At 61.7% G+C, this 23974-nt stretch carries 17 protein-coding genes; 5 read left to right on the forward strand and 12 right to left on the reverse strand.

Annotation, left to right across the window (positions count from 1 at the left end):
• The first annotated feature begins 52 nt into the window (after nucleotides 1–52).
• Nucleotides 53–2098: a prolyl oligopeptidase family protein gene (locus tag E4631_RS07545; RefSeq protein ID WP_133659503.1), complete on the forward strand. Its 2046-nt coding sequence runs from the start codon at nucleotides 53–55 to the stop codon at nucleotides 2096–2098.
• A 118-nt stretch (nucleotides 2099–2216) separates the two neighbouring features.
• Here the strand turns inward: E4631_RS07545 and E4631_RS07550 are convergent, their stop codons facing one another.
• The 10 genes from E4631_RS07550 to E4631_RS07595 form a co-directional block, all read right to left on the reverse strand.
• Nucleotides 2217–2519 (reverse strand): DUF4286 family protein, encoded by a 303-nt coding sequence (locus E4631_RS07550; protein ID WP_133659504.1) that lies wholly within the window; start codon nucleotides 2517–2519, stop codon nucleotides 2217–2219.
• 51 nt (nucleotides 2520–2570) lie between these two features.
• Nucleotides 2571–3011: a DUF6526 family protein gene (locus tag E4631_RS07555; protein WP_133659505.1), complete on the reverse strand. Its 441-nt coding sequence runs from the start codon at nucleotides 3009–3011 to the stop codon at nucleotides 2571–2573.
• Between the two features lie 118 nt (nucleotides 3012–3129).
• Nucleotides 3130–3516 (reverse strand): hypothetical protein, encoded by a 387-nt coding sequence (locus tag E4631_RS07560; protein WP_133659506.1) that lies wholly within the window; start codon nucleotides 3514–3516, stop codon nucleotides 3130–3132.
• Nucleotides 3517–3582: 66 nt separating this feature from the next.
• Nucleotides 3583–4902 carry an MFS transporter gene (locus tag E4631_RS07565; RefSeq protein ID WP_133659507.1) on the reverse strand — a complete coding sequence of 440 codons (1320 nt, stop codon included), beginning with the start codon at nucleotides 4900–4902 and terminating at the stop codon, nucleotides 3583–3585.
• Nucleotides 4903–5017: 115 nt separating this feature from the next.
• Nucleotides 5018–5968 (reverse strand): cation diffusion facilitator family transporter, encoded by a 951-nt coding sequence (locus E4631_RS07570; RefSeq protein WP_133659508.1) that lies wholly within the window; start codon nucleotides 5966–5968, stop codon nucleotides 5018–5020.
• 79 nt (nucleotides 5969–6047) lie between these two features.
• Nucleotides 6048–6746: an ATP-dependent Clp protease proteolytic subunit gene (locus tag E4631_RS07575; protein WP_133659509.1), complete on the reverse strand. Its 699-nt coding sequence runs from the start codon at nucleotides 6744–6746 to the stop codon at nucleotides 6048–6050.
• Between the two features lie 99 nt (nucleotides 6747–6845).
• Nucleotides 6846–7127, reverse strand: a complete 282-nt coding sequence (locus tag E4631_RS07580; RefSeq protein WP_174805475.1) for a hypothetical protein — start codon at nucleotides 7125–7127, stop codon at nucleotides 6846–6848.
• A gap of 3 nt (nucleotides 7128–7130) precedes the next feature.
• On the reverse strand, nucleotides 7131–7700 hold the full coding sequence (locus E4631_RS07585; protein WP_133659510.1) for an RNA polymerase sigma factor: 570 nt from the start codon (nucleotides 7698–7700) through the stop codon (nucleotides 7131–7133).
• Between the two features lie 117 nt (nucleotides 7701–7817).
• Complete coding sequence (locus E4631_RS07590) at nucleotides 7818–10289, reverse strand: TonB-dependent receptor (RefSeq protein ID WP_133659511.1); 2472 nt, start codon at nucleotides 10287–10289, stop codon at nucleotides 7818–7820.
• 237 nt (nucleotides 10290–10526) lie between these two features.
• On the reverse strand, nucleotides 10527–10865 hold the full coding sequence (locus tag E4631_RS07595; RefSeq protein ID WP_133659512.1) for a hypothetical protein: 339 nt from the start codon (nucleotides 10863–10865) through the stop codon (nucleotides 10527–10529).
• A 390-nt stretch (nucleotides 10866–11255) separates the two neighbouring features.
• Between E4631_RS07595 and E4631_RS07600 the strand changes: the two genes are divergently transcribed.
• From E4631_RS07600 to E4631_RS07615, 4 genes are all read left to right on the forward strand, one after another.
• Nucleotides 11256–11780, forward strand: a complete 525-nt coding sequence (locus E4631_RS07600; RefSeq protein ID WP_133659513.1) for a hypothetical protein — start codon at nucleotides 11256–11258, stop codon at nucleotides 11778–11780.
• A gap of 101 nt (nucleotides 11781–11881) precedes the next feature.
• Complete coding sequence (gene htpG / locus E4631_RS07605) at nucleotides 11882–13711, forward strand: molecular chaperone HtpG (protein ID WP_133659514.1); 1830 nt, start codon at nucleotides 11882–11884, stop codon at nucleotides 13709–13711.
• Between the two features lie 188 nt (nucleotides 13712–13899).
• Entirely contained in the window at nucleotides 13900–15525 is a 1626-nt protein-coding gene (locus tag E4631_RS07610) for a carboxylesterase/lipase family protein (RefSeq protein ID WP_133659515.1), read from the forward strand.
• A gap of 409 nt (nucleotides 15526–15934) precedes the next feature.
• Nucleotides 15935–18976, forward strand: a complete 3042-nt coding sequence (locus E4631_RS07615) for an AsmA-like C-terminal region-containing protein (RefSeq protein ID WP_133659516.1) — start codon at nucleotides 15935–15937, stop codon at nucleotides 18974–18976.
• A 201-nt stretch (nucleotides 18977–19177) separates the two neighbouring features.
• Here the strand turns inward: E4631_RS07615 and E4631_RS07620 are convergent, their stop codons facing one another.
• A complete protein-coding gene (locus E4631_RS07620) occupies nucleotides 19178–20608 on the reverse strand; it encodes a TolC family protein (RefSeq protein WP_133659517.1) in 1431 nt (476 codons plus the stop codon).
• 47 nt (nucleotides 20609–20655) lie between these two features.
• Nucleotides 20656–23832 (reverse strand): efflux RND transporter permease subunit, encoded by a 3177-nt coding sequence (locus tag E4631_RS07625; protein WP_133659518.1) that lies wholly within the window; start codon nucleotides 23830–23832, stop codon nucleotides 20656–20658.
• Between the last annotated feature and the right edge of the window lie 142 nt (nucleotides 23833–23974).

The raw sequence follows: 23974 nt of genomic DNA on the forward strand, positions 1-23974 counted from the left end.
CAGACGCTTTTGCGTAACTCATAACTTTAAACTCATAACTTTTAACTAAACATTGACCTACCCCGCCGCCCGCCGCGACCCGCAGCCCGATACCTACTTTGGCACCGTAGTGCCCGACCCCTACCGCTGGCTCGAAGACGCCGACTCGGCCGAAACCACGGCCTGGGTGACGGCCGAGAATGAGGTGACGTTCGCCTACCTCGACCAGATTCCCTTCCGCACCAAGCTGCGCGAGCGCCTGACCCAGCTCTGGAACTACGAGCGCTACGGCGTGCCGAGCCAGGAAGGTGAGCTGCTGATTTTCAGTAAGAATGACGGCTTGCAAAACCAGGCCGTGGTGTACGCCCTACCCCCCGGCCAGCCGCTGGAAACGGCCGACGTGCTGCTTGACCCCAACCAGTTTTCGGCGGATGGCACCACGGCGCTCATGGGCCTGCACTTCAGCCCCGACCACCGGCACCTGGCCTACACTACCAGCGGCGGCGGCTCGGACTGGCAGCAAATCCGGCTGCTCGACATGCAAAGCCGCCTACCCCTCGCCGAGACCCTGGACTGGGTGAAGGTGTCGGGCGTGGCCTGGGCGGGTGCGGGTTTTTACTACAGCGCCTACGACGCGCCCCGGCCCGGCGAGGCCGCGCTGGCCGGCAAAAACGAGTTTCACAAGGTGTATTACCACCGCCTCGGCACGCCTCAGAGCGCCGACGAGCTGGTGTACGAAAACCCGGAAATGGCCCTGGGCTTTCGCATTGCCGACGTCACGGAGGACGAGCGCTGGCTGTGCCTGAGCCTGACCGATGGCCTCAGCGACGGCAACCGCCTGCTGGTGCGCGACCTGCGCGACCCGACTCAGGCCACCACCTGGACCACCATTCAGCCCAGCTACGAGTTTGACACGAGTGTGCTCGGCAACCTCGACGGCGAGCTGCTGCTCTACACCAACGACCACGCGCCCAACTACCGCGTGGTGCGCGCCGACCCGCGCCGGCCCACCGAGTGGCAGGAGGTGCTGCCCGAAACCGCCGAAAAGCTCGAAGGCATCAGCCAGGCGGCGGGCTGCCTGCTGGCGACTTACCTGCACGATGCCAGCTCGCGGGTGCGGGTGTATTCGGAGGCCGGCGCGTGGCGGCACGATGTGGCGCTGCCGGCCATTGGTACGGCGGGCGGCTTCGGCGGGCGGCGTACCGATACCGTGTTGTACTACGCCTTTACGTCGTTTACCTACCCCACTACTATTTACCGGTACGACCCGGCTACCAACGTGAGCACGGTATTCAAGGCGCCGACGGTGGACGTGCAACCGGCTGATTACGAGACCACCCAGGTTTTTTACGAGAGCAAAGACGGCACGCGGGTGCCCATGTTTATCACCCACAAAAAAGGGCTGGCGCTGGATGGGCAGAACCCCACCTACCTCTACGCCTACGGCGGCTTCAACGTGAGCGTGACGCCGGGCTTCTCGGTGGCGCGGCTGCTGTGGCTGGAGCAGGGCGGCGTGCTGGCCATTCCGAACCTGCGCGGTGGCGGCGAGTACGGCGAAGCCTGGCACCAGGCCGGCATGACGCCCCACAAGCAAAACGTGTTCGACGACTTCGTGGCGGCGGCCGAAACGCTGTTTGCGAAAGGCTACACTACCCCCGAAAAATTGGCCATCGCGGGCGGCTCGAACGGCGGCCTGCTGGTGGGCGCCATCATGACGCAGCGGCCCGACCTGTGCCGGGTGGCCCTACCCGCCGTGGGCGTCATGGACATGCTCAAGTACCAGAAATTCACCATCGGCTGGAACTGGGCGCCCGAGTACGGCACTTCCGACGACGAGGCGCAGTTTCGTAACCTGCTCAGCTACTCGCCCTTGCACAATCTGAAGCCCGGCACGGCCTACCCCGCCACGCTCATCACCACCGCCGACCACGACGACCGTGTGGTGCCGGCGCACTCCTTCAAGTTTGCCGCCGAGCTGCAGGTCTGCCAGGCTGGCCCTACCCCCGTCCTCATCCGCATTGATGTGAATGCCGGCCACGGCGCCGGCAAAAGCACCCAGCTGCAAATAGCCGAATGGGCCGACGTGTGGAGCTTCACGCTGTTTGAGATGGGCAAGTAGAAAAGCACGTCATTGCGAGCGCAGCGCGGTAATCGCACCAGAACGATGGCCGCACGAGCGGCGCGGGTGTCGTTCTGGTGCGATTGCCGCGCTGCGCTCGCAATGACAGGCGATTACCTTACTCCACTACTTCCAGCGTGGTGCGGAAGGAGTGGTATTTGCCTGCAAACTTCGCGTCCATGTCCTGGCGCAGGGCGGGGGCGAAGTGCTGCTGGTAGGCCTCCAGCTGCTCTAGGCTCACGCTGAAATACTGGGCGGCGTAGGTCACGCCATCGTCTTCCTCGTTGAGCAGGCGCAGCAGCACGCTGCGGATAAAGCAGCCGGTGCCCACTACTTCGGCCATGTGGTGCTCGCGCATATAGGTCACCCATTCGTCGGCGATGCTGGGCTCCAGGCTGGTGGTTACATTGTATAGAATCATTGTTGGTAAGCAAGTAGTTAGGATGAAAATGGGGGGTAGGGCACCGCCGCCTCACACCCGCATCGTATCAAACTGGAAGTCGTTGATGCGGGCTAGGATGGCCTTGGGGGCCAGCTTTTCGCGGGCCGCAGCTTCGGCCAGGGCGGGTAGCTCTTGGTCGCCGGCGAGGCGCAAAGTTAAAATTTGCTTGAGTGAAAGCTCCTTTTCGAGCGGGGCGAAGCGCTGGCCGCTCACTTCAAAATAGCGCTGGCGCACTTCGAGGCGGGCTACCCGGTCTTGCAGCAGTAGGGCGTAGTGCTGGCGCACCATCACGAGCGTGATGAAAAACAGCAGCGTAACGGCCGCCAGCGAAAACCATAGGCGCGAAATCTCCGAGTCGTCGCCGGCCACGCCCACGTAGCGCCGAATGGTATAGCCCACCATCAACAGCGTGAGCGGCAGCAGTACAAGGTGGTGCAGAGGATAGTAGCGAGCGGGGTTTTTAGCGGCCATACGGCGGGAGAGGCAAGAAAGGGTTGAAAAATGGCATACGGACAAACCAAAAAAAGCTCCGGCCTGGACCAGAGCTTTTTTTGGTTGCTACCCCCTAAGCTGGGGTAAACCGGATGATTTACTGAGCCTTGCGAGCAGCTTTTTCAGCCTCTTTCTCGGCTTTCATCTGCGTCTTAGCAGCTTTCTCCTGCTGCTTGGCGGCCTTCGACTGCTGGCGAGCCATTTTGAGCTGCTCGTTTTGCTGCTTGGCCTGCTCGCGCTGCTGCTTCATCTGGCTCTTCAGTTCGCGCGTCTGGCTCTTCTGCGATTTGAGCTGGCGGCGATTATCGGCCACCGACTGGTCGGCCGCCTTGCGCTGGTCGCGCTGCTGGTCGTAGGTCGAGCGGGCATCCTGCACCGTTTGGGGGGTAGCGGGTACCGGGTCGGAGGTAGTAGTCTGAGCGTGGGCCGACGTGGCGACTAATGCGCCAAGGGCGAAAGTAGCCCCGATAAATAGCTTTTTCATAAGTACTAATGGAGGTTCCTTAAAAGAACCTCGCCTTAAACGCACAGGCGGAGAGATAGTTCGCCCCTACGTTGGCTCATTGTAGTCGAGGTCTTTGCCAAAGCTCTCGGGCAGCGTGCTCACCGCCCAGAAAGCCACCACCAGCGTGAGGCCGCCCAGCGCTGCCGCGCCCGTGATGCGCCCACCCAGGTGCGCCTCGGCCCAGCGAAAGGCCGGCACCAGCAGCACCACCGCGCCCCGCGCAAAGTTGGGCGCCGTGGTGGCCACCGTGGCCCGCAGGTTGGTGCCAAACTGCTCGGCTGCCACCGTCACAAACAGCGCCCAGAAGCCCACCGAGATGCCCACCACAAAGCACACGCCGTAGAAAAAAGTGGGGGTAGCGCCCCGTAGTCCAAACAGATACACGCCCACCATAAGCGTGCAAAAGGCCAGAAAAATTTGAAGCGCCCGGTTGCGACTCTTCAATAATTGGCTGAGGCCACCGCTGAAAAAATCGCCGAATACCAGCCCGAAGTAGCACCAAAATACCGCCAGCCCCGCCGTAACCGGCGCCTCGCTGGCTGGTACCCGCACGCCCAGCGTGTCGGCAAACTCGGGCGAGAAGGTGATGAGAATGCCCACCACAAACCACAGCGGCACCCCAATGAGCAGGCAGCGCAGGTAGCGCCCCAGCAACCTGGTATTGGTGAAGAGGGCCAGAAAGTTGCCGCGCGCCACAGTGCTCTCCTTGGTTTTCTGAAACATGCCCGACTCGAACACGCTCACGCGCAGCACCAGCAGGGCCAGGCCCAGCCCGCCGCCCACCAGGTAGGCCGTGCGCCAGCCTAGGCGGCTGCCCACCCAGTAACCTAGCATGGCGCCGCTCACGCCCACGGTGGCCACTATCATGGTGCCCAGGCCGCGCCGCTCCTTGGGCAGGCTCTCGCTTACGAGCGTGATGCCCGCGCCCAGCTCGCCGGCCAGTCCGATGCCCGCAATCAGGCGCAGCCAGGCGTATTGCTCCAGGGTGTGCACGTAGGCATTGGCCAGGTTAGCCAGGGAGTACATGAGAATGGAGCCGAACAGTACCGAGAGCCGGCCCTTCTTATCGCCCAAGATTCCCCACAAGATGCCGCCCAGCAGCATGCCGCCCATCTGCATCGAGAGCAGGTACTCGCCTTGGGTTTTGACCGCGACTTTATCCACAATGCCCAGTTCGGCCAGGCTCTTCACCCGCACGATGCTGAAGAGGATAAGGTCATAAATATCCACGAAGTAGCCCAGCGAGGCCACCACGACCACCGCCGAAAGCAGACCACTGTTTGGCGCGGATTTTACCGGATTTGGCGGATTTTGTGGACGATTGGCTACGGGGCTGGTGGGGGACGAAGAGTTGGGGCGTTGCATAGCGAAATGTAGCGCCCACGCCGCAAACTTTTTGGCCAGTAACCCGCGCCTACCCCCTCACTACCCGAGTAAGGAAAGCAAAAAGCGAATCGACTACAAAATCCGTGAAATCAGCTTAAATCCGTGAAATCCGTGATTCGCAGGCGGTTTTGCAGCCGTGCTCCAGCTCCGAGTCCTCGACCTGCACCGTGCTGTGGTGAATGTGAAACTCGCGCAGCAGCCCGGCCGAGAGGTCGGCCAGCCAAGCGGCATCGGCGCCGCCGGGGCGCACGAGGTGGGCCATGAGGGCCGTGTCGTGGCCGTCGCTGCTCAAGCTCCAGATGTGCAGGTCGTGCAGGCTTTGCACGTCGGGCTGGGCCAGCATAAACTGCCGCACTTTCTCCAGGTCGATACCATCGGGCACGCCTTGCAGGCCCAGGCGCACGGTATCGCGCAGCAGGCTCCACGAGCCCACGGCAATCACTACCAGCAGCCCGAGGCTGATAATCGGGTCGAGCCAGTTCCAGCCCGTGAAGTAGGTGATGGCGCCGCCAATGACTACGCCCAGGCTCACCAGCGCATCGGTTAGCATGTGCAGGTAGGCGCCGCGCACGTTCACATCGCCCTTTTGCCCGGCCCGAAACAGCCAGGCCGTGAGGCCGTTAATGGCAATACCCGTGCCCGCGAGCAGCATCACGGCCACGCCCTTTACGGGCTCGGGGTGGCGCAGGTGGTCAATGGTTTCCCACAGAATGAAGCCCAGCGCCCCGTAGAGCAGCGCCGCATTGAGCAGCGCTGCCTGAATAGTGGCACCCCGGTAGCCAAAGGTGTAGCGCACGGTGGCTGGCCGGCCCGCCAGCCAAGCCGCACCCCAGGCCAGAGCCAGGCTCAGCACGTCGCTCAGGTTGTGGCCCGCATCGGAGAGCAGCGCCGCCGAATGGGCCCACAGCCCACCCAGCGTTTCGACCACCACAAAGGCCAGGTTCAGGCCAATGCCCCAGGCAAAGGCGGCGCTGAACTGGCCGCCGGGCGGCGGCGCGGCGTGCGCGTGGCCGGCGTGTGCGTGGTCGTGGTGGTCGTGAGGCATGGCAAAGCAAAATTAGTTGCTCTATTAACGTAGCGGCTACGTATTTGGGTGCCTTACCCCCGCGCCTGCGCTCGAACCCCTACGCTGGCTGGCGAACTAGCACTTCGTCAATCAGGCCATATTCCAGGGCTTCATCGGCCCGCATCCAGTAGTCGCGGTCCGAGTCGTCGTGAATTTGCTGGTAAGTTTTGCCGGTGCGCTCAGCGTAGATACTGTACAGCTCGTGGCGCAGCTTCACCACCTCACGGGCCGTTATTTCGATATCGGCCGAGGGGCCCTGCACCCCGCCGCTTGGCTGGTGAATCATTACCCGCGCATGGGGTAGGGCCGAGCGCTTGCCCAGGGCCCCGCCCGCCAGCAAAAAGGCCCCCATCGAAGCCGCCAGGCCGGTGCAAATAGTGGCCACGTCAGGATTCACATATTGCATCGTATCATAAATACCCAGCCCGGCATACACCGAGCCGCCGGGCGAGTTGACGTACAGGAGAATGTCCTTTTTCGCGTCGGCCGATTCCAGAAACAGCAGCTGGGCCGTAATAATGTTGCCGATGGTTTCTTCCACGGCCGTGCCCAGGAAGATAATCCGGTCCATGATGAGGCGCGAAAACACGTCGATTTCCCGGAAATTCTGCGGGCGCTCTTCAATCACTGAGCGCGTCATATTCGTCACCAGTGGCCGGGCTACCCCCTCAATGTGGCGCAGGTACTGGTCCACGGCCAGGCCGTTGAGGCGCTGGTCTTTCACGGCAAATTTTCGAAATTCTGTTTGGGTCAGCATAGTTGGGGTTGGTAAAACACCTGGAAAACAGCCGGGCAATGCGCGGCCAGCTTTGCCCGGCGAGCAAAGTAAAAAAATGCCGTGATATCAGTGAATCAGCTAATTAGCCTGAATAAAAGCGCGTAGCCAGGCGGCCGCCCGGTGCGGCCAGGCGCTGGGCAGCGGACCATACAGGCGCGCATGAATGCCGGCTAGCTCGCGCCGCAGCTCGCGCCGGCCCACTGCACGCAGGCCCGCGTACAGGCGCTGTTGCGCCGCTGTATCGGCCTGCAAATCAGGGTCGAGGAGCTGGCGCAGCTGCCACTCAGCGGCGGGCAGGGCGGCCGGGTCGTTCAGGAGCTGCTGCTCAATCAGCAAGAGGCGTTCGAGGGCGGGGCGCATGGGTTAGTGCGTAAGGGTTTCGACGCCGAAGGCCGCTCGCACCGACTGGCGCAGTCGCTCCAGGCACTTGAATTTTTGCACCGTGGCCGAGCGCACGCTGCCATAGCCGTAGGCGGCCGCAATCTGGGCCAGCGGCTGCTGGAAGTAGTAGAAAGCCAGCAGCATACGCTTGCATTTTTCGCCTAGCCGCTCCACGTAGTCGAGCACCGCCACATCGGCTTCGGGCAGCGCGGGCGGCTCGCTGGCCAGCTGTGCCAGGTGGTCGTCGGGCAGGGTTTCGTGGGGTAGGCGGGCGCGGCGGCGGCGCTCGTGGTGCCACAGGTTGCGGCCAATGCCCACCAGGTAAGTGCTAGCTGACGCCGTGAGCACGAGCGTGCCGCCTACCGCCTGCTCATAGAGCAGCACCAAGGCATCGTGAAAGATATCCTGGGCATCCTGCGCCGAGCCACCGTGGCGGCACACGTGGCGCCGCACCAGCGGAAAAGCGCGGTGGTACAGCTGCGTTAGGGCTTGCTCGCGGTTGGCTAGCAGGGCGTGTCGCAGGGTGGAGGCAGAAGTCGGGGAAGCAGACATGGTACTAGTTAATCCGTTTTCGCCTGCATTATCACCCCGCCCGCCCCAAAATAAAAGGCCGCCTACCCCCCCGTAGAGAAGCAAGCGACCTTAATAAATTGATTAACAATCAACAAGCTACTTAAACACAAAGGGCACTACTACTTTCACGCTCAGCGTGCGGCCCATGTTGTAGACCCCGCGCCGGCCGGTGGCGTAGTTTATTTCCTCATATTTGAGGCGGCTGAGGTGGCTCTGGTAGGCCACGTCGAACAGGTTGTTGGCCGTGACGTAGAGCGAGAACAGGGTCCGGCCCTTGGCGTCGGCCACGTCGGTGCCTACCCCCGCATTAAATAAGGTATAGGCCGGGGTGGCGGTTTCGGTGTCGAAGGCGGCGAAGTAGCGGTTTTGGGCGAAGGTCTGCTCCAGCTGAAAGCGGGCGTACACGTTGGTGAGGCGCTTGCCCTGGCGCCGGAAGTTGCCGCGCAGCTCGCTTTGCAGGCGGTCGGCCGGGATGAAAGGCAGAAACTGCTCGGCCTCGGGCACGCCCAGCTGGCGGGCGCGCACCATCGAAAACGAGTTTTCGAAGTGCAGCCAGTCGAGCGGGTGCGGGTGAAAATCGAGCGTGACCTCGCCGCCCAGCAGCCGCGCCTGGCCCTGCACGTAGTTGAAGAGCCCAATGGCGGGCGGCCCCACGTCTACCAGCGAGTCGGTGCCCGCCCGGTTCAGCACGCGCTGCTCAAAGATGTAGTTATTGATGCTGTTCTCAAACGCATCGACCGAAAAGCGCACGTGGTCGGTCACGTAGCTCACGCCGGCATCTACTTGCAGGCTGGTTTCGGCCTTAAGGTTGGCGTTGCCCACCTCGTAGCGAATGGTGCCCTCGTGCACGCCGTTGGCGCCTAGCTCGGCAATGTTGGGCGCCCGGAAGCCGCGGCTCAGGTTGCCCTTCACCGTGAGGCGGTCATTCACGGCGTACGACGCGCCGAGGCTGCCGCTGTAGTTGTCAAACGTGCTCAGGAAGCCCGGAAACTTGGTTTCGGCGCCGGGCGTGGTGGCGGGGGTAGGGCGCTCGTTGGCATCCAGGTACAGGCTTTGGGCCGAAATGCGGCGCACGTCGTAGCGCAGGCCGCCGCTGAGGTCGAGGCCGCCAAACGACTTTTTCACCACCCCAAACACGCCGCCCTCGGTCATGTTGTAGGCCGGAATCAGGAATTCGGTGGCCAGGTTGCGGTTTTGCTGGCGCAGGCCGGTGGTGCCCACGGCCAGGTTCCAGCCGCTCATTTCGGGCAGGAAGTAGCGCACGGCGTAGTCCACGGTGCGCAGCTGGAAGTACAACTGCGGCGTGTCGGGCGCCAGCGCGTCGCCAAACTCGCGGCGCAGGTTCTGCTGGTAGTTTACTTGCAGCGTGAGCCGCCCGCCCTTGTCGCCGATAATGAAGTTGTTGTCGGTGCCAAAGCGCAGGTGGTTGATGCGCTGGCGCGGCACAAACAGCGAGTAGCCGCGCAGCTCGTCGTCGGTTACGATGCGCGATTCTACCGCGCTCCCTACCCCCACATCGCGGGTGAAGCGTCCGCTCAGGCTGTCGCGCCCGCCCTCAATCAGGCCCAGGTTTTGGTTGAAGGTGCTGAACGTCAGGTGCGAATAGCCCCAGCTCTTGTTCAGCCCCACGTAGCCATTGGCGTCCCACTCATTGAAGCCCGAGTTGAAAACCCGGCCGTCGTAGCGGTTCTGGTAGTCGCCGGCCACCTTGCGGGTGCCGCGGGCCAGCCAGTTCAGGCCGTTGATATTGCCCGCGTTCTGGAAGGAGTAGCCCTGCTGGCGGTTGTTGGTTTGGTAGTTGGCCGTGGCTGTGCCCACAATGCGGCCGTCGGCCACCGGGTCGGGCGCCAGAAAGTTGATGACGCCCGCCATCGCATCGGAACCATATAATAAGGAGCCCGGCCCCTTGATAATCTCGGCCCGGTCGATGCTGAACTCGTCAATCTCGATGCCGTGCTCGTCGCCCCACTGCTGGCCTTCCTGCTTGGCGCCGTTGTTCAGGGTCACCACCCGGTTGTAGCCCAGCCCGCGCACCACAGGCTTACTGATGGCCGCGCCGGTCGTCACCTGGCTCACGCCCGGCGTGTGGGCAATGGCGTCGATGACGTTGGTCGAGGACGTCTGGTTGAGGCGCGTGCGGTCCACCACCGTGGTGGGCACCGGCGAGCGGCGCAGTTGCGTGGCCTGGCTCACGCCCGTGACTACCACCTGCCCGATTTCGGTGGCCGCCGGCGTTAGACCCACTTGCAGGGGTAGGCCGCTACCGGTGTCAATGGTTCGGATAACTGTATTGTAGCCCAGCGAATTTATCTGCACCGTAAAGCGGCCCCGCGGCAGGTTGGCGAAGCTGAAGCGGCCGTCGGCGTCGGTGGCCGTGCCCTGCTTGAGGTCAGGGAAAACCACGTTGGCGCCCGGCAGCGGCTCGTTCGTGGCGGCGTCGGTGAGGCGGCCGCTAAACGCCGCCGGCCGGGCGCGGTCTGCGGCCACTGGCGCCACCGCCTGCGCCGCCGCCGAAATTGAAAAACCCACAGTGCTGCCCAGCAGCACCAGCGAAAAAGTGCGAAACATACTATACCACAAAAAGGAGGGGGTAGGGCCGCCCGGCCACTAAGCACGCCGCCGGGCTCCGCAAACAAACCCCAGCCAGCGGCCAGGGCATGTCTGCATTTTCTCTAAAACCAAACCAGAGAAAAAATCGGAGCAGCCGGGCGCGAGGCCCGGCATCAAGCGGCGGCTGGCCAAGTGCGAAGACTTGCTTAAGCCGGCGGCTGGCCTACCAAAAAAAACAACGCCTACACGAGTTTCCTACCCCTTTGGTGGCCCCCGAAGGGCTGCTTGCCGCAGGGCTACGGCCAAGCCGGCCCGCGGCGGTGCCACGGCCAGGGCACAGTAATAGGCCTGCCGCCGGGGCGTGGGCACTACCACCCGCGCCGCCGCCGCGTAGGCCGCATCGTAAAACTGCTCGGTGTGGCAGTGGGTGTGTTGAGGGCTGGCCAGCGCCTTGCCCTGGCGGCGGGCCGTGGTGGCTACCTCTATGGTGTGCCGGTGCGCGTGCAACGTTAGTACCCACGCCTCCGGCAGCAGCGTCCGCCCCAGGCAGAGTAGCAGCAGCGTAGCGAGGTAGGGGCGAAGAACGGGCCGCAAATCAGTAACGCGAAGTGAGTCAGCTAAAAGAATAGCCTTCAGGACCGATAGTTGCACCGGCCGGACAAAGTTACAGCCGGGAGCGCTGAAAAAACGAATAAATGCATCTTTGTTGCAAAATGGCTTTTTAGGTACTAGTAGAATTTTTAGCGGATAGTCATTTTGCGTAAAAACATAAAAAAATAACTAATCTAATAACTAGCAGTTAAACTCCGGCGTGTTAGTAAGTGACAGCAAAATCAATCTGCACGATAAAGGAGGCCACTAATAAAAAGTGATTTTTTTTCGCCAACTTGCCGTCCGCTCAGTTGACTTTCTCGTAAGTAGAAAATTCGCACTTGATTATTGACCGGCGAAATAGAAATTTTATAAGTATTCGCGGCGAGTTTTATGATTGTTTTCTGCGCAAAAGAGCTTTGTGTTCAGCATGACGAGGAATTGGATATGATGCGGGCCGCCTGGGTAGGGGGGCGCAACATGCGGGGTTTTCGCGAAGCATTCAGCAAGTTTCAGAAGCTGCTGGCCCAGTTCGGGGTAGGGCGCGCACTGCTCGACCTGAATACGCTGCCCGAAGTTTCGGTGTACGACCAGCTGTGGCTGAGTACGGTTTTCATGCCCTCGCTACTGCTGCTACCCCTCCAAAAAGTCGTGGTGGTACTGTCGCCCAAAAACGTATATAACCACCAAATGGTGGAGGGCCTGCTGATGGCAGTGCAGCTGCTGATTCGGTTCGACGTGCAGTTTTTTGCGCAGCCCGATGCGGCCATGCAGTGGATAACTGACTATTCGCCCCGTCTGCCTATCCTGCAGCAGGAGTGGAACCAGCACTGCGCACCCACCTCGCGAAATACCGACGAGGTGGCCGAGCCCCAGGCCAGCTACACGCTCCGAAAGCCGCTCCGGCTGCCATCCTGACAGCTCCCTACCCCTTGGAATAGCCTTTGAAAGAAGAGGCTGACTCGCAGGCGCTGCCTGTTAGTCAGCCTTTTATTGTTTTCAATCCTTTTGCTATTCTCATGTCTGAAACCGGCTCTATTTCCATCCATACCGAGAACATCTTCCCCATCATCAAGAAGTTCTTGTATTCTGACCACGAGATTTTCCTGCGCGAGCTGGTCAGCAACGCCGTCGATGCCACCCAGAAGCTGCAAAGCCTAGCCCGCCAGGGCGAATTCAGGGGCGAGTTGGGCGAGTTGAAAGTGCGCGTGACGGTTGACAAGGAAACCCGCAAAATCACGGTGTCGGACCACGGCCTGGGTATGACGGCCGACGAGATTAAGAAGTACATCAACCAGATTGCCTTCTCCGGGGCCACCGAGTTTGTGGAGAAGTACAAGGAGACGGATGCGCAGGCCAAGGACCAGATAATCGGCCAGTTCGGCCTGGGCTTCTACTCGGCCTTTATGGTGTCGAAGGAAGTGGAAATCTGGTCGAAGTCGTATAAAGAAGATACGCTCACGGCGCATTGGACCTGCGACGGCAGCACCCAATACACCATTGACGAGCCGACCGGCGAGCACGAAAAGGCCGAGCGCGGCACCGACGTGGTGCTGCACGTGGCCGACGACTCGGACGAGTTTCTGGAGGAAGCCCGCCTGCGCACCATCCTCACCAAGTACTGCAAGTTTTTGCCGGTGCCGATTGAGTTTGAGGGCCAGCTCGTGAACGACACTACCCCCATCTGGACCAAGCAGCCCGCCGACCTCACCGACGAGGACTACAAGAAGTTCTACCAGGAGCTGTATCCGATGAGCATGAACGAGCCCCTGTTCTGGATTCACCTGAACGTGGACTATCCGTTTAACCTGACGGGTATTTTGTACTTCCCCAAGGTGAAGGACGAGCTGCAATTCTCGCGTAACAAGATTCAGCTCTACTCGCGCCAGGTGTTTATCACCGATGAGGTGAAGGACGTAGTGCCCGAGTTCTTGATGCTGCTGCACGGTGTGATTGACTCGCCCGACATCCCGCTGAACGTGTCGCGTAGCTTCCTGCAAGCCGACGCCAACGTGCGCAAAATCAACACCTACATCACCCGCAAGGTGGCCGACAAGCTGGCCGAGCTCTTCCGCAAGGACCGCGCTGGCTACGAGGAGAAATGGACTGACATTGGGATGTTTGTGAAGTACGGCATGCTCTCGGACGACAAGTTCTACGAGCGCGCCAAGGACTTCGTGCTGCTGAAAAGCGTAGAAGGCAAGCTGTACACGCTCACCGAATACACCGAGCACATCCAAGCCAACCAGCAGGATAAGGACGGCAACACGGTGGTGCTCTACACCACAGACGCCGAGCGCCAGCACGGCTTCGTGGCGGCCGCTCAGGAGCGCGGCTACGACGTGCTGGACCTGGACCAGGTGCTCGACCCACACTTCATCGGCCAACTGGAGCAGAAATTGGAAAAAACCACGTTCAAGCGCGTGGACTCGGCCACGGCCAGCCAGCTCATCGAGAAGGAGGAAGCCCCGGCCAGCGTGTTGAGCGAGGACGACCAGAAGAAGCTCGAAGAGGTATTCACTGGGGCCATTAGCAACCCCGCCATGCACGTGAAAGTGGCGGCCCTCTCGCCGCAGGATGCGCCGGTGGTCATCACCCAAAACGAGTTTATGCGCCGCATGAAGGACATGCAGCGCACCGGCGGCGGCGGCGGCATGCAGATGTTCGGCTCGATGCCCGACTCGTTTGACGTGACGGTGAACGCCAACAGCCCACTGGTGCAGAAAGTGCTCGCCGATGGCGGCGTCACTATCGCCAAGCAGGCCTTCGACCTAGCGCTGCTCACGCAGGGTATGCTGAAGGGAGAGGCGCTCACGGCCTTCGTGAAGCGCAGCACCGAGCTGCTGTAGTTTTTGAGCTACTAGCTGACAGCTTTTTTAAGAAAGCCCCGTTGCCCAGCTGGCAGCGGGGCTTTTTGCGTGTAGCGCGAAGTTTCCACTTTGTACGCAAGCGCAGCGAGCAGGCGGAACCGCACGGCGCCAACGGCGATGCTCGCTGCGCTTGCGTATGAAGTGGAAACTTCGCGCTACTTTTCGCTATGAAATCGCTTCTTTTCCTACCCACCCTTTTTCTGACCATCGCGGCCGTGGCCCAAAAGCCTACTCCCGACCTGGCTCACAACCAAGTGCAGGTGGCCGGCGGCCAGCTGGCCGGCGCCACCGCCCCGAGCGGCATCCACGAGTTTAAGGGTATTCCGTACGCGGCGCCGCCGTTGGGCACGCGCCGTTGGCAGGCCCCGCAGCCCGCCGCTAAATGGACCAACGTGCGGCCCGCCACGCAGTTTGGGCCCCGCGCCATGCAGCTGCCGCTGTTTGGCGACATGAACTTTCGCTCGAATGGCGTGAGTGAGGACTGCCTGTACCTGAACGTGTGGACCGGCGCCAAAGCGGCCCAGGAAAAGCGGCCGGTGCTGGTGTATTTCTATGGCGGCGGCTTCGTGGCTGGCGATGGCTCGGAGCCGCGCTACGACGGCGAGGCGCTGGCCCAGAAGGGCATCGTGACCGTGACTGTGAACTACCGCCTGGGCGTGTTCGGTTTTATGGCCCACCCCGAGTTGACCAAGGAATCGGCGCACCACGCCTCGGGCAACTATGGCCTGCTCGACCAGCAGGCGGCTATGCAGTGGGTGCGGGCCAACATCGCGGCCTTTGGCGGCGACCCGCAGCACATTACCATTGCAGGCGAGTCGGCCGGCTCGTGGTCGGTGAGCGCCCAGCTGGCGGCTCCGGCTTCTAAAAACCTGATAGTAGGCGCCATTGCCGAAAGCGGCTCGCTGCTGGGCTTGCAGCCGCTGCCCACCCTGGCGCAGGGCGAGCAGACTGGGGTAGGGTTTGCTACCAGCCTGGGCGCCACCTCGCTGGCTGCCCTGCGGGCGCTGCCAGCCCAGCAGGTGCTCGAAGCCACCGGCAAGCAGGGCGCGCCGCGCTTCTCGCCCATCGTGGATGGGTATTTCCTACCCCGCTCGCCGGCCGAGATTTTTGCCGCCGGCCAGCAGGCGCACGTGCCGCTGCTGGTGGGCTGGAACTCGCAGGAGATGGCCTACCAGGCGCTGTTGGGCCCGGCCGCGCCCACGGTGGCCAGTTACACCGCCGCCGTGCAGAAGCTCTACGGCGAGCAGGCGGCTGATATTCAGCGTCTCTATCCCGCCACTACCGATGCGCAGGCCGAGCAGGCCGCCACCGACCTGGCCGGCGACCGCTTCATCGCCTATAGCACCTGGAAGCTGGCCGATGCCCAGCTCCAGACCGGCGGCCAGCCCGTGTACCGTTACCTCTACGCCCGCCCGCGCCCGGCCATGACGCCCGAAATGGGCAACGCCACCGCCAACCTGGCCGGCGGCGTCAGCAAGGGCACGGGAGCCCCTACCCCCGCCCCGCCCGCCAAGGGCGCCGTGCACTCGGCCGAGATTGAGTACGCCCTCGGCAACCTGCCCACCAACAAGGTATTTGCATGGACGCCAGACGATTATCAGGTGTCGAAAGTAATGCAGGGCTACTTCGCCAACTTCATCAAAACCGGCAACCCCAACGGCCCCGGCCTACCCCAGTGGCCCGCCGCCAGCCAGCAAAATGGCCAGGTGATGCGCCTCGACGTGACCACCCAGGCCGAGCCCGACCAGACGCGGGCGCGCTACCAATATTTGGAGCAGCACGCGGGCAAGTAGCGCCCTTAAAACAGGTTTAGTTGCTAACCCAAGTTGCGAGGCATGCTCCCCGGTCCGCCGGCGCGAGCCGGCCGACCGGTTGTTGTTGCGTGGGCCGCATCTGTCAACGATAACCGGTCAGCCGGCTCACGCCGGCGGACCGGCCAGGCGGCCCCTCCAGCTGAAACTTCCCCCCGCAGCAAGCTCGTCTGCAACTTGGGTTTGCTAACCTCCCTACCCCCATCTCGGAATCGAAAGCCCCGTGGCCGCCCGGCCGCGGGGCTTTTTTTAGGGGGAAATTGCCTGGGTTGGCAGAAAAAATGCGGTGGCCGGGTGCAGTCGGCTTCATTTTCGCGTTAAAGTATAGATAGGCCCTTGCCGGCCCCGGCGGGCGCTATTTTCGCCCGACGTTATTTAATTACCTCTTCTGATGCGCAAGATTCTCCTTGGTTTTCTGGTGTTTGTGGTGCTGCTGGTAGTGGGCCTGGTGGCCGCGCCGTTTTTATTTAAAGACAAGCTGCGGGCGCTGGCCGATAAGCAGATTGCCCAGCGCGTGCGGGCCAAGGTGCAGTACAACCCCGCCGACATTGACGTGACGCTGCTCAGCACGTTTCCCGATTTAGGGCTGGATATCAAAAATTTGCGCGTGATTGGCCTCGACTCATTCAGCCGCGACACGCTGGCCTACCTGCCCGATTTGAAGGTGGGACTCGATTTGATGAGCGTCATCAAAGGCCAGCAGATTGACGTGAAAAGCGTGACCCTCGACCAGCCCGACATCGCCGTGAAGGTGCTCAAGAGCGGGCGCGCCAACTGGGATATTATGATTTCGGACTCGGCCGCCGCCTCTAAAGGCCAGGATACCAGCTCGGTGAACCTGGCTATTCAGGGCTGGAAAATCAACAACGGCCGCCTGCGCTACGACGACCGCAGCATCCCGTTCAGCATGGACGCGCGTGGCCTGAACCACACCGGCAAGGGCGACTTTGCGAAGAATGTATTTGACCTAACCTCTAACACGACCATCGACAAGCTCACGGCCAACTACAACGGCATCGATTACCTGACCAATAAGCAGGTGAACGCCGACGTGGCCATGGCCATGGATTTGAACAAAAACCTCTACACCTTCAAGGAAAACCAGGTGAAGCTCAACGACTTTCCGTTCAGCTTCGCGGGCGCCATCGGGCTGCCCAATGCCACGGACATCACCTACGACATCACCTTTAAGGCGCTGCAAACTGACTTCAAGAATATTCTGAGCCTGGTGCCGGGCGTGTTCAACAAGGAGTTTAAGGATGTGCAGGCGAGCGGGCAGGTGGCCTTCAGCGGCTACTACAAGGGCGTGCAGAACAAGCTGCGCATGCCCGGCTACGGCGTGAACCTGACCGTGACCAACGGTCGCTTCAAGTATCCGCAGCTGCCGCAGGAAGCCAAAAATATCAACGTGGCGATGGTGGTGGACAACCCTTCGGGCTTCACCAACAACGTGAAAGTCAACGTGTCGAAGTTTCACCTCGACCTGGGCACTAATCCCGTGGACGGCAACGTGACCATCGACGGCCTGGAGCCCATGAAGGTGGATGGCCGCGTGAAAGCCAACGTGAACCTGGCCGAGGCGCTGAAAGTGTACCCGGTGGCCGGCCTCAACATGCGCGGCCAGCTTTTCGTGGATGCCACGGGCAAAGGCACTTACTCGAAAACCCAGATGCCGGTGGTGAACGCCGCCATCAAGATGACCAACGGCTACGTGAAGTCGGATAAGTTTCCGGCCCCGATTGAGGATATTAACCTGAGCGGTACGGTGGTAAACTCGACTGGTCAGGTGAATGATACTTACGTTAACCTGCCGCAGTTTCACATGATGCTGGAGGGCGAGCCGCTCGACGGCCGCCTGGCGGCGCACAACATCAACTCACCGGTGTTTGACGCCAACGTGAAGGGCACGGTGGACCTCACCAAAATCACCAAGATTTTCCCGCTGCAGGGCATGACCGTGACGGGCCGCGTGAGCGGCAACATCGCCGCCGCCGGCAATATGGCCGACGTGGACGCCGGCCGCTACCAGAACGTGAAAGCCAGCGGCACGGTGCAGGCTAAAAACGTGACCTACAAGAGCAAAGACCTGCCGCAGGGCGTGAACATCAGCAGCGCGGCCGGCACGTTCAACAACAACCAGATTGTAATTCAGAGCCTCAACGGCACGGTCGGCAGCTCCGACTTTGCGGCCAACGGCACGGTGAGCAACTACCTGGGCTACCTCTTCACGCCCGGCCAGCCGCTGCGCGGCACCATGAACGTGACCTCGCACAACTTCAACGTGAACGAGTTTATGGTGGACCCGGTGAGCGAAAAGCCTACCCCCGGCGCCGTGCAGAAAGCGCCCACCAAAGCCGACGGGGTAGTGCCGATTCCGAAGTTCTTCGACCTAGTGCTGAACAGCAAGGTGGATAATGTGACCTACGACAACCTGAAGCTGAACAACGCCAGCGGCACCGTGACGGTGAAAAACGAGGTGGCGACGCTCAAAGATTTGACCTTCAATACGCTGGGCGCTACCTTCGGCACTACCGGCAGCTACAACACCCAGGATTTGGCGCACCCCAAGTTTGACCTGGGGCTGAACATCAAGAACCTCGATTTTCAGAAAGCCTTCGCGTCGTTCAACTCGGTGAAGGCGCTGGTGCCGCTGGCCGCCGCGGTGCAGGGCGTGTTCAACACCAACTTCAGCGTGAACGGCGAGATGGGCCAGGACATGCTGCCCAAGCTGGCCTCGCTGAGCGGTAAAGGCTTGTTTGACATCGTGAAAGCCAGCGTGTTGCAGTCGCCGGTGCTCTCCCAGATTGCCAGCCTCACTACCCTACCCGAACTGAAAAATCTGAGCGTAGTCAACAAGATTGTCGATGCCCAGATTGTGGACGGCAAGCTGGTGATAAAGCCCTTCGACATCACGGTGGGCGACGTGAAAATGACGCTCGGCGGCACTAACAGCCTGGCCGGCCTGCTGAGCTACGCGGCGGCCATCAACGCGCCCACCGGCAAGCTCGGCAACGCTGTGAGCAGCAAGCTCACGCAGCTCACGGGCGTATCGAATATCCAGGGTACCGACCGCGTGACGCTGGGTCTCAACATCGGCGGCACCATGACCAGCCCCAGCGTGAAGCTGACCAGCGGCAGCCTCAAGGACCAGGGCAAAGCCATCGTGACCAACGTGGTGAAAACCAAGCTCACCGACGCTCTGCTGGGCCTCGCCAACAAGAACAAGGCGAAAACCGACAGCACCCAGAAAGCCACCGCCGTTACCCAGCAAAATACCCAGGAGCAGCTCAACCTCGAAATTCAAAAGAAGAAGCTGGAAGCCCAGGAGAAGGCCAAGCAAGCCATCGGTGCCGGCTTGAACAGCTTGTTTGGGGGTAGGAAGAAGGCGGCGGCACCTACCCCGGCTCCGGCGGCCGACACGACCAGGAAGTAATTGTCTGAACCGCGGATTTATCGGATTCGTCGGATTAATCGGATTTTGTTGACGATTCGCTTTCGTCAATTCAGTAGGCTTAATTTAAAGCTGAAAAAGGATGCTCGGAGAGCAGCCTTTTTAGTGTGTATACTGGCCGAAATTAATCGTCAACGAAATCCGATAAATCCGACGAATCCGATAAATCCGCGGTTCAGATAATTACCGCCAGCCGCCGCCGAGGGCGCGGTACAAATTCACGCTTTGCAGCAGCTGGGCCTGGCGGGCGGTGGCCAGGTTCAGCTCGGCGTCGAGCACGCTGCGTTGGGCGGTAATTACTTCCAGGTAAGACGCGTAGCCGGCCACGAACAGCTCGTTGGCGGTGGCCACGGCGCTGCGCAGCTGGGCTACCTCGCGGGCGCGCAGGTCGGCGGCGGCGCGGTAGTTTTCGAGGCCGCGCAGGCCCACTACTACCTCGCGGAAGCCGGCTTGCAGCGCCTGCTGGTAGCGGTAGTAGCCCTGGTAGCTGCCAGCCACGGCCTGGCGGTAGTCGGCCCGCACCTGCGCGCGGTTGAGGATGGGGCCGGTGAGGCCCACCAGCACCCCGTACACCACCGAGCTAGGGTTAAAAAACTGGCTGGCGCTGAATGAGTTGAGACCCACATAGGGCGTGAGCGTGAGCGAGGGCAGGAAGGCGGCGCGGGCGGCATCCACATCGGCGTGGGTGGCGCGCAGCTCCAGCTCGGCCTGGCGCACATCGGGGCGGCGCAGCAGCGCGGTGGCGGGCACGCCTACCATAATATTGGCGGGTAGCTCCTGCGTGGGGCGCAGGGGGGTGCGCCGAATGGTTTGCGGGTAGCGGCCCAGCAACTGGTTGATGTTGGTTTCGGTTTCGGTGATGCGCTGGCGGGTTTCGAAGGCCAGGCTTTCGGTGCGCAGGGCCTGGGCGGCAAACTGCTGCACGGCCAGCTCGGTCACGCGCCCGGCCTGCTTCTGAATGCGAATCAGGCGCAGGCCCTCTTCCTGCAGCTTGGCGTTGCGCTCCAGAGTAGCAAGCTGGCTATCAAGGGCTTGTAGCTCGTAGTAGGCGCGGGCTACGTCGGCCACCAGGTTAGTAATGACCAGGTTGCGGCCCTGCTCCGAGCTCAGCACGCGCAGGTAGGCGGCCCGGCGGCGGCTCCGCAATTTGCCCCAGATGTCGATTTCCCAGGAGCTGCGCAGGCCGGCAAAGTAGTCGGGCGTGAGGCCGGTGGGCACGCGCTGGCCCCCGTCGATATTCTGCGACAAGTTGGTGTCGAAGTTGCCGACGCCTGTCATCGTGTAGAGGCCGTAGTGGTCGAGCCCCGTGGTGCCCCCGGCCGACACGGTCGGGAACAGCGCCCCGCGCCGGGCCAGGTACTGCGCCTGGTACACCTCCACGCGCTGCACCGCAATGCGCACATCCAGGTTTTGCCGCATGGCCGTGTCGAGCAGCCCCACCAGCGCCGAATCGCGGAAAAACTGCCGCCACGGCAGCAGGCCCGCGCTCAGCGTGTCGGTTTGGGTGGGGGCGAAGGTTTGCGGGGAGGTAGGGCTGGTAACGGGGCCGCTGGGCGCGGCCACCCGGCAGCCAGCGGCCAGGAGCAGAATAAGTAAGGCGGGAAGAAAGCGCATAGGTTGGATTGTCGTTCTGGGGGTGAGGGGCCGGCGGTGGGGCTGCACTAATGCGCCACCAACTCCGGCTCGGCCACCACCGGCGTAGCATCGGGCTCGTCCTCGTTTGAGTCGAGGTTTTTCACCTTCTCGAAGCTGGCAAACAGCACGTACAAGCCCGGAATGAGCAGCATGCCAAACAGGGTGCCGATGAGCATGCCGCCCGCTGCCGCCGTGCCGATGGAGCGATTGCCTAGGGCGCCCGCGCCGTCGGCCAGCACCAGCGGAATTAGGCCCGCGATGAAGGCGAAGGAGGTCATCAGGATGGGGCGCAGGCGCGACACGGCGCCCTGCACTGCGGCTTCCAGCACCGTAGCGCCGGCGCGGCGGCGCTGCTCCGCAAACTCAATGACCAGGATGGCGTTTTTGCCCAGCAGGCCGATGAGCATCACCAGCGCCACCTGGGCGTAGATGTTGTTTTCGAGGCCCAACAGCTTGAGGCTCAAGAAGGCGCCAAAGATGCCGGTGGGCAGGCTCAGCAGCACGGGCAGGGGTAGGAGCAGGCTTTCGTACTGCGCGGCCAGCAGCAGGTACACAAATATCAGCACGATGCCGAACACGTACAGCGCCTGGTCGCCACTCAAAATCTGCTCGCGCGTCATGCCGCTCCACTCAAATGAGTAGCCGCGCGGCAGCACCTTGGCCGCCACTTCCTCAATGGCCTTGATGGCCTCGCCCGAGCTGTGGCCGGCGGCGGCGTCGCCGTTCACCATGGCCGAGGTGTACATGTTGTAGCGCGTCAGCTGGTCGGGGCCGTACACGCGCTCCAGGCGGATGAACGTCGAGAACGGCACCATCTCGCCGCGGTTGTTTTTCACGTGCAGCGCCAGCAGGTCGTCGGGCCGGCCGCGGTACTCGGGGCCGGCCTGCACCATCACTTTGTACATCTGCCCGAAGCGGATGAAGTTGGAGGCGTAGTAGCTGCCCATCAGCGTTTGCAGGGTGCTCATGGCGCGGTCCACGGTCACGCCTTCCTTGGCGGCCACGTCCTGGTCCACGTGGATGAGGTACTGCGGATAATTTGGGTTAAAGCCCGTGAAAGCCTCACCAATGGCCGGCGACTTGCGCAGCGTGGCCAAAAACGTCTTCGCCACGGCCGCCGTCTTTTGCAGGTCGCCGCGGCCCGACTGGTCGAGCACGCGCAGCTCGAAGCCGCTGCTGTTGCCGAAGCCCGGCACCGCCGGGGGGGGTAGGAACTGAATATCGGCGTCGCTGATACCCTTGGTCCTTTCCTCCAATTCCTTGATGAAATCGGGCACCGACTGCTCGCGCTCGTCCCAGCTCTTGAGGTTAATCATGCCCATGCCGTAGCTGGAGCCGGCTGCGTCGTTCACCAAGCTGTAGCCGGCCAGGGTCGAAATCGACTCCACGGGCTTGAGCTTTTCGGCAATGCGCTGCACCTGGTTCAGCACCTCCTCGGTGCGCTCTACAGTGGCACCGGGGGGGGTAGTCACGTTCACGTACACCATGCCCTGGTCCTCGGTCGGGATGAAGCCCGAGGGCAAAATCCGGCTGATGCCCCAGGTGGCAACGAAGAAAAACAACAGCCCGCCGATGGTCACCAGCCGCCGCCCGGCCACGGCCGTCAGGAAGCCCTGGTAGCGGCCGGCTATCGCGTCGTACCGGGTATTGAAACCCTTGAAAAACCGGCCCATCAGGCCGGTGCGCTCGCCCTCGTGGGTCTTCAGGAAGATGGCGCACAGCGCGGGCGTCAGCGTCACGGCATTAATGCCTGAAATGACGATAGCGATGGCTAGCGTGAGCGAAAACTGCCGGTAGAACACGCCCACCGGCCCGCTCATGAACGACACCGGAATGAACACCGCCGACATCACCAACGTGATGGCAATCAGCGAGCTGCTGATGTCGTGCATGGCCTCGAAGGTGGCAGCGCGGGCGCTCATGTGCTTCTCTTCCATCTTGGCGTGCACGGCCTCCACCACCACGATGGCGTTGTCGACCACAATACCAATGGCCAGCACCAGCGCAAAGAGCGTGAGCAGGTTAATCGAAAAGCCCAGCAGCTGCATAAAAAACAGCGTGCTGATAAGCGCCACCGGCACGGCCAGCGCCGGAATAAGCGTGGAGCGGAAATCCTGCAAAAACAGGTACACCACGATAAACACCAGGATAAATGCCTCCAGCAGCGTGCGCAGTACTTCGTGAATACTGGCGTCCAGGAAGCGCGACACATCGTAGGCGATGCTGTACTTCATGCCGGGCGGGAAGCTGGTGCCCTGCAATTCGGCCATGCGCTTTTTTACGTTGGCAATCACGTCGCTGGCGTTGGAGCCGGGGCGCTGCTTGAGCATGATGGCCGCCGAGGGCCGCCCGTCGGTCTTCGACGACATGCCGTAGGTGAGCGAGCCAAACTCCACGTCGGCCACCGCCTTGAGGCGCAGCACCGAGCCGTCGGGGTTCGAGCGCAGCACGATGTTGCGGTACTGCTCGGGCTCAAACAGCTTGCCCGTGTAGCGCAGCACGTATTGCAGCGGCTGGGCCTGGGTAGTGCCCGAGCTTTCGCCCGACTTGCCGGGCGCGGCCTCCACGTTCTGGGCCCGAATGGCCTCCACCACGTCTTCCGTGCCCACGTCGTAGGCCGCCATGCGGTCAGGCTTCAGCCATATCCGCATCGAATACTCGCGCGAGCCCATGATTTCAGCAAAGCCTACCCCATTGATTCGCTTCAGCTCCTGCAATACATTAATGTCGGCGAAGTTGTAGATAAACTTCTCGCCCACCGACTTATCATCGCTGGTAATGTTGAGGTACAGCAGCATCGAGTTTACCTCCTTCTCCGTCGTCACGCCAGCCTTGATGACCTCCTCCGGCAATTCGTCCAGGATGGTCGTCACGCGGTTCTGCACGCCCACCGACGCCAGGTCCGGGTCGGTGCCCACCTCAAAAAACACCGTGATAATAGTAATGCCGTTGTTGCTACTCACCGACGACATATATGTCATGCCCGGCACGCCATTGATGGCCCGTTCCAGGGGGGTAGCCACCGCCTTGGCGCACACCTCCGCGTTGGCACCCGTGTACTTGGCCGTCACCGTCACCGAAGGCGGTACGATGTCGGGGAACTGCGTGATGGGCAGCGTAAACAACGCCAGCCCACCCAGCAGCACCAGAAACACGGAAATAACCAGCGACAGAATCGGCCGGCGAATGAAAATGTCGAACATGGTAAGTAATTAGCAATGAGCAATTAACAATGAGCACGTTGTCATTGCGAGCGCAACGAAGTGGAGCGCGGCAATCTTTCCTTCACGTTAGGGGTACTAATTCAACGAAGCGAACGACCAAGGAAAGATTGCCGCGCTTCAC

The sequence above is a fragment of the Hymenobacter sp. UV11 genome (assembly GCF_004684095.1).
Classification (GTDB): Bacteria; Bacteroidota; Bacteroidia; order Cytophagales; family Hymenobacteraceae; genus Hymenobacter.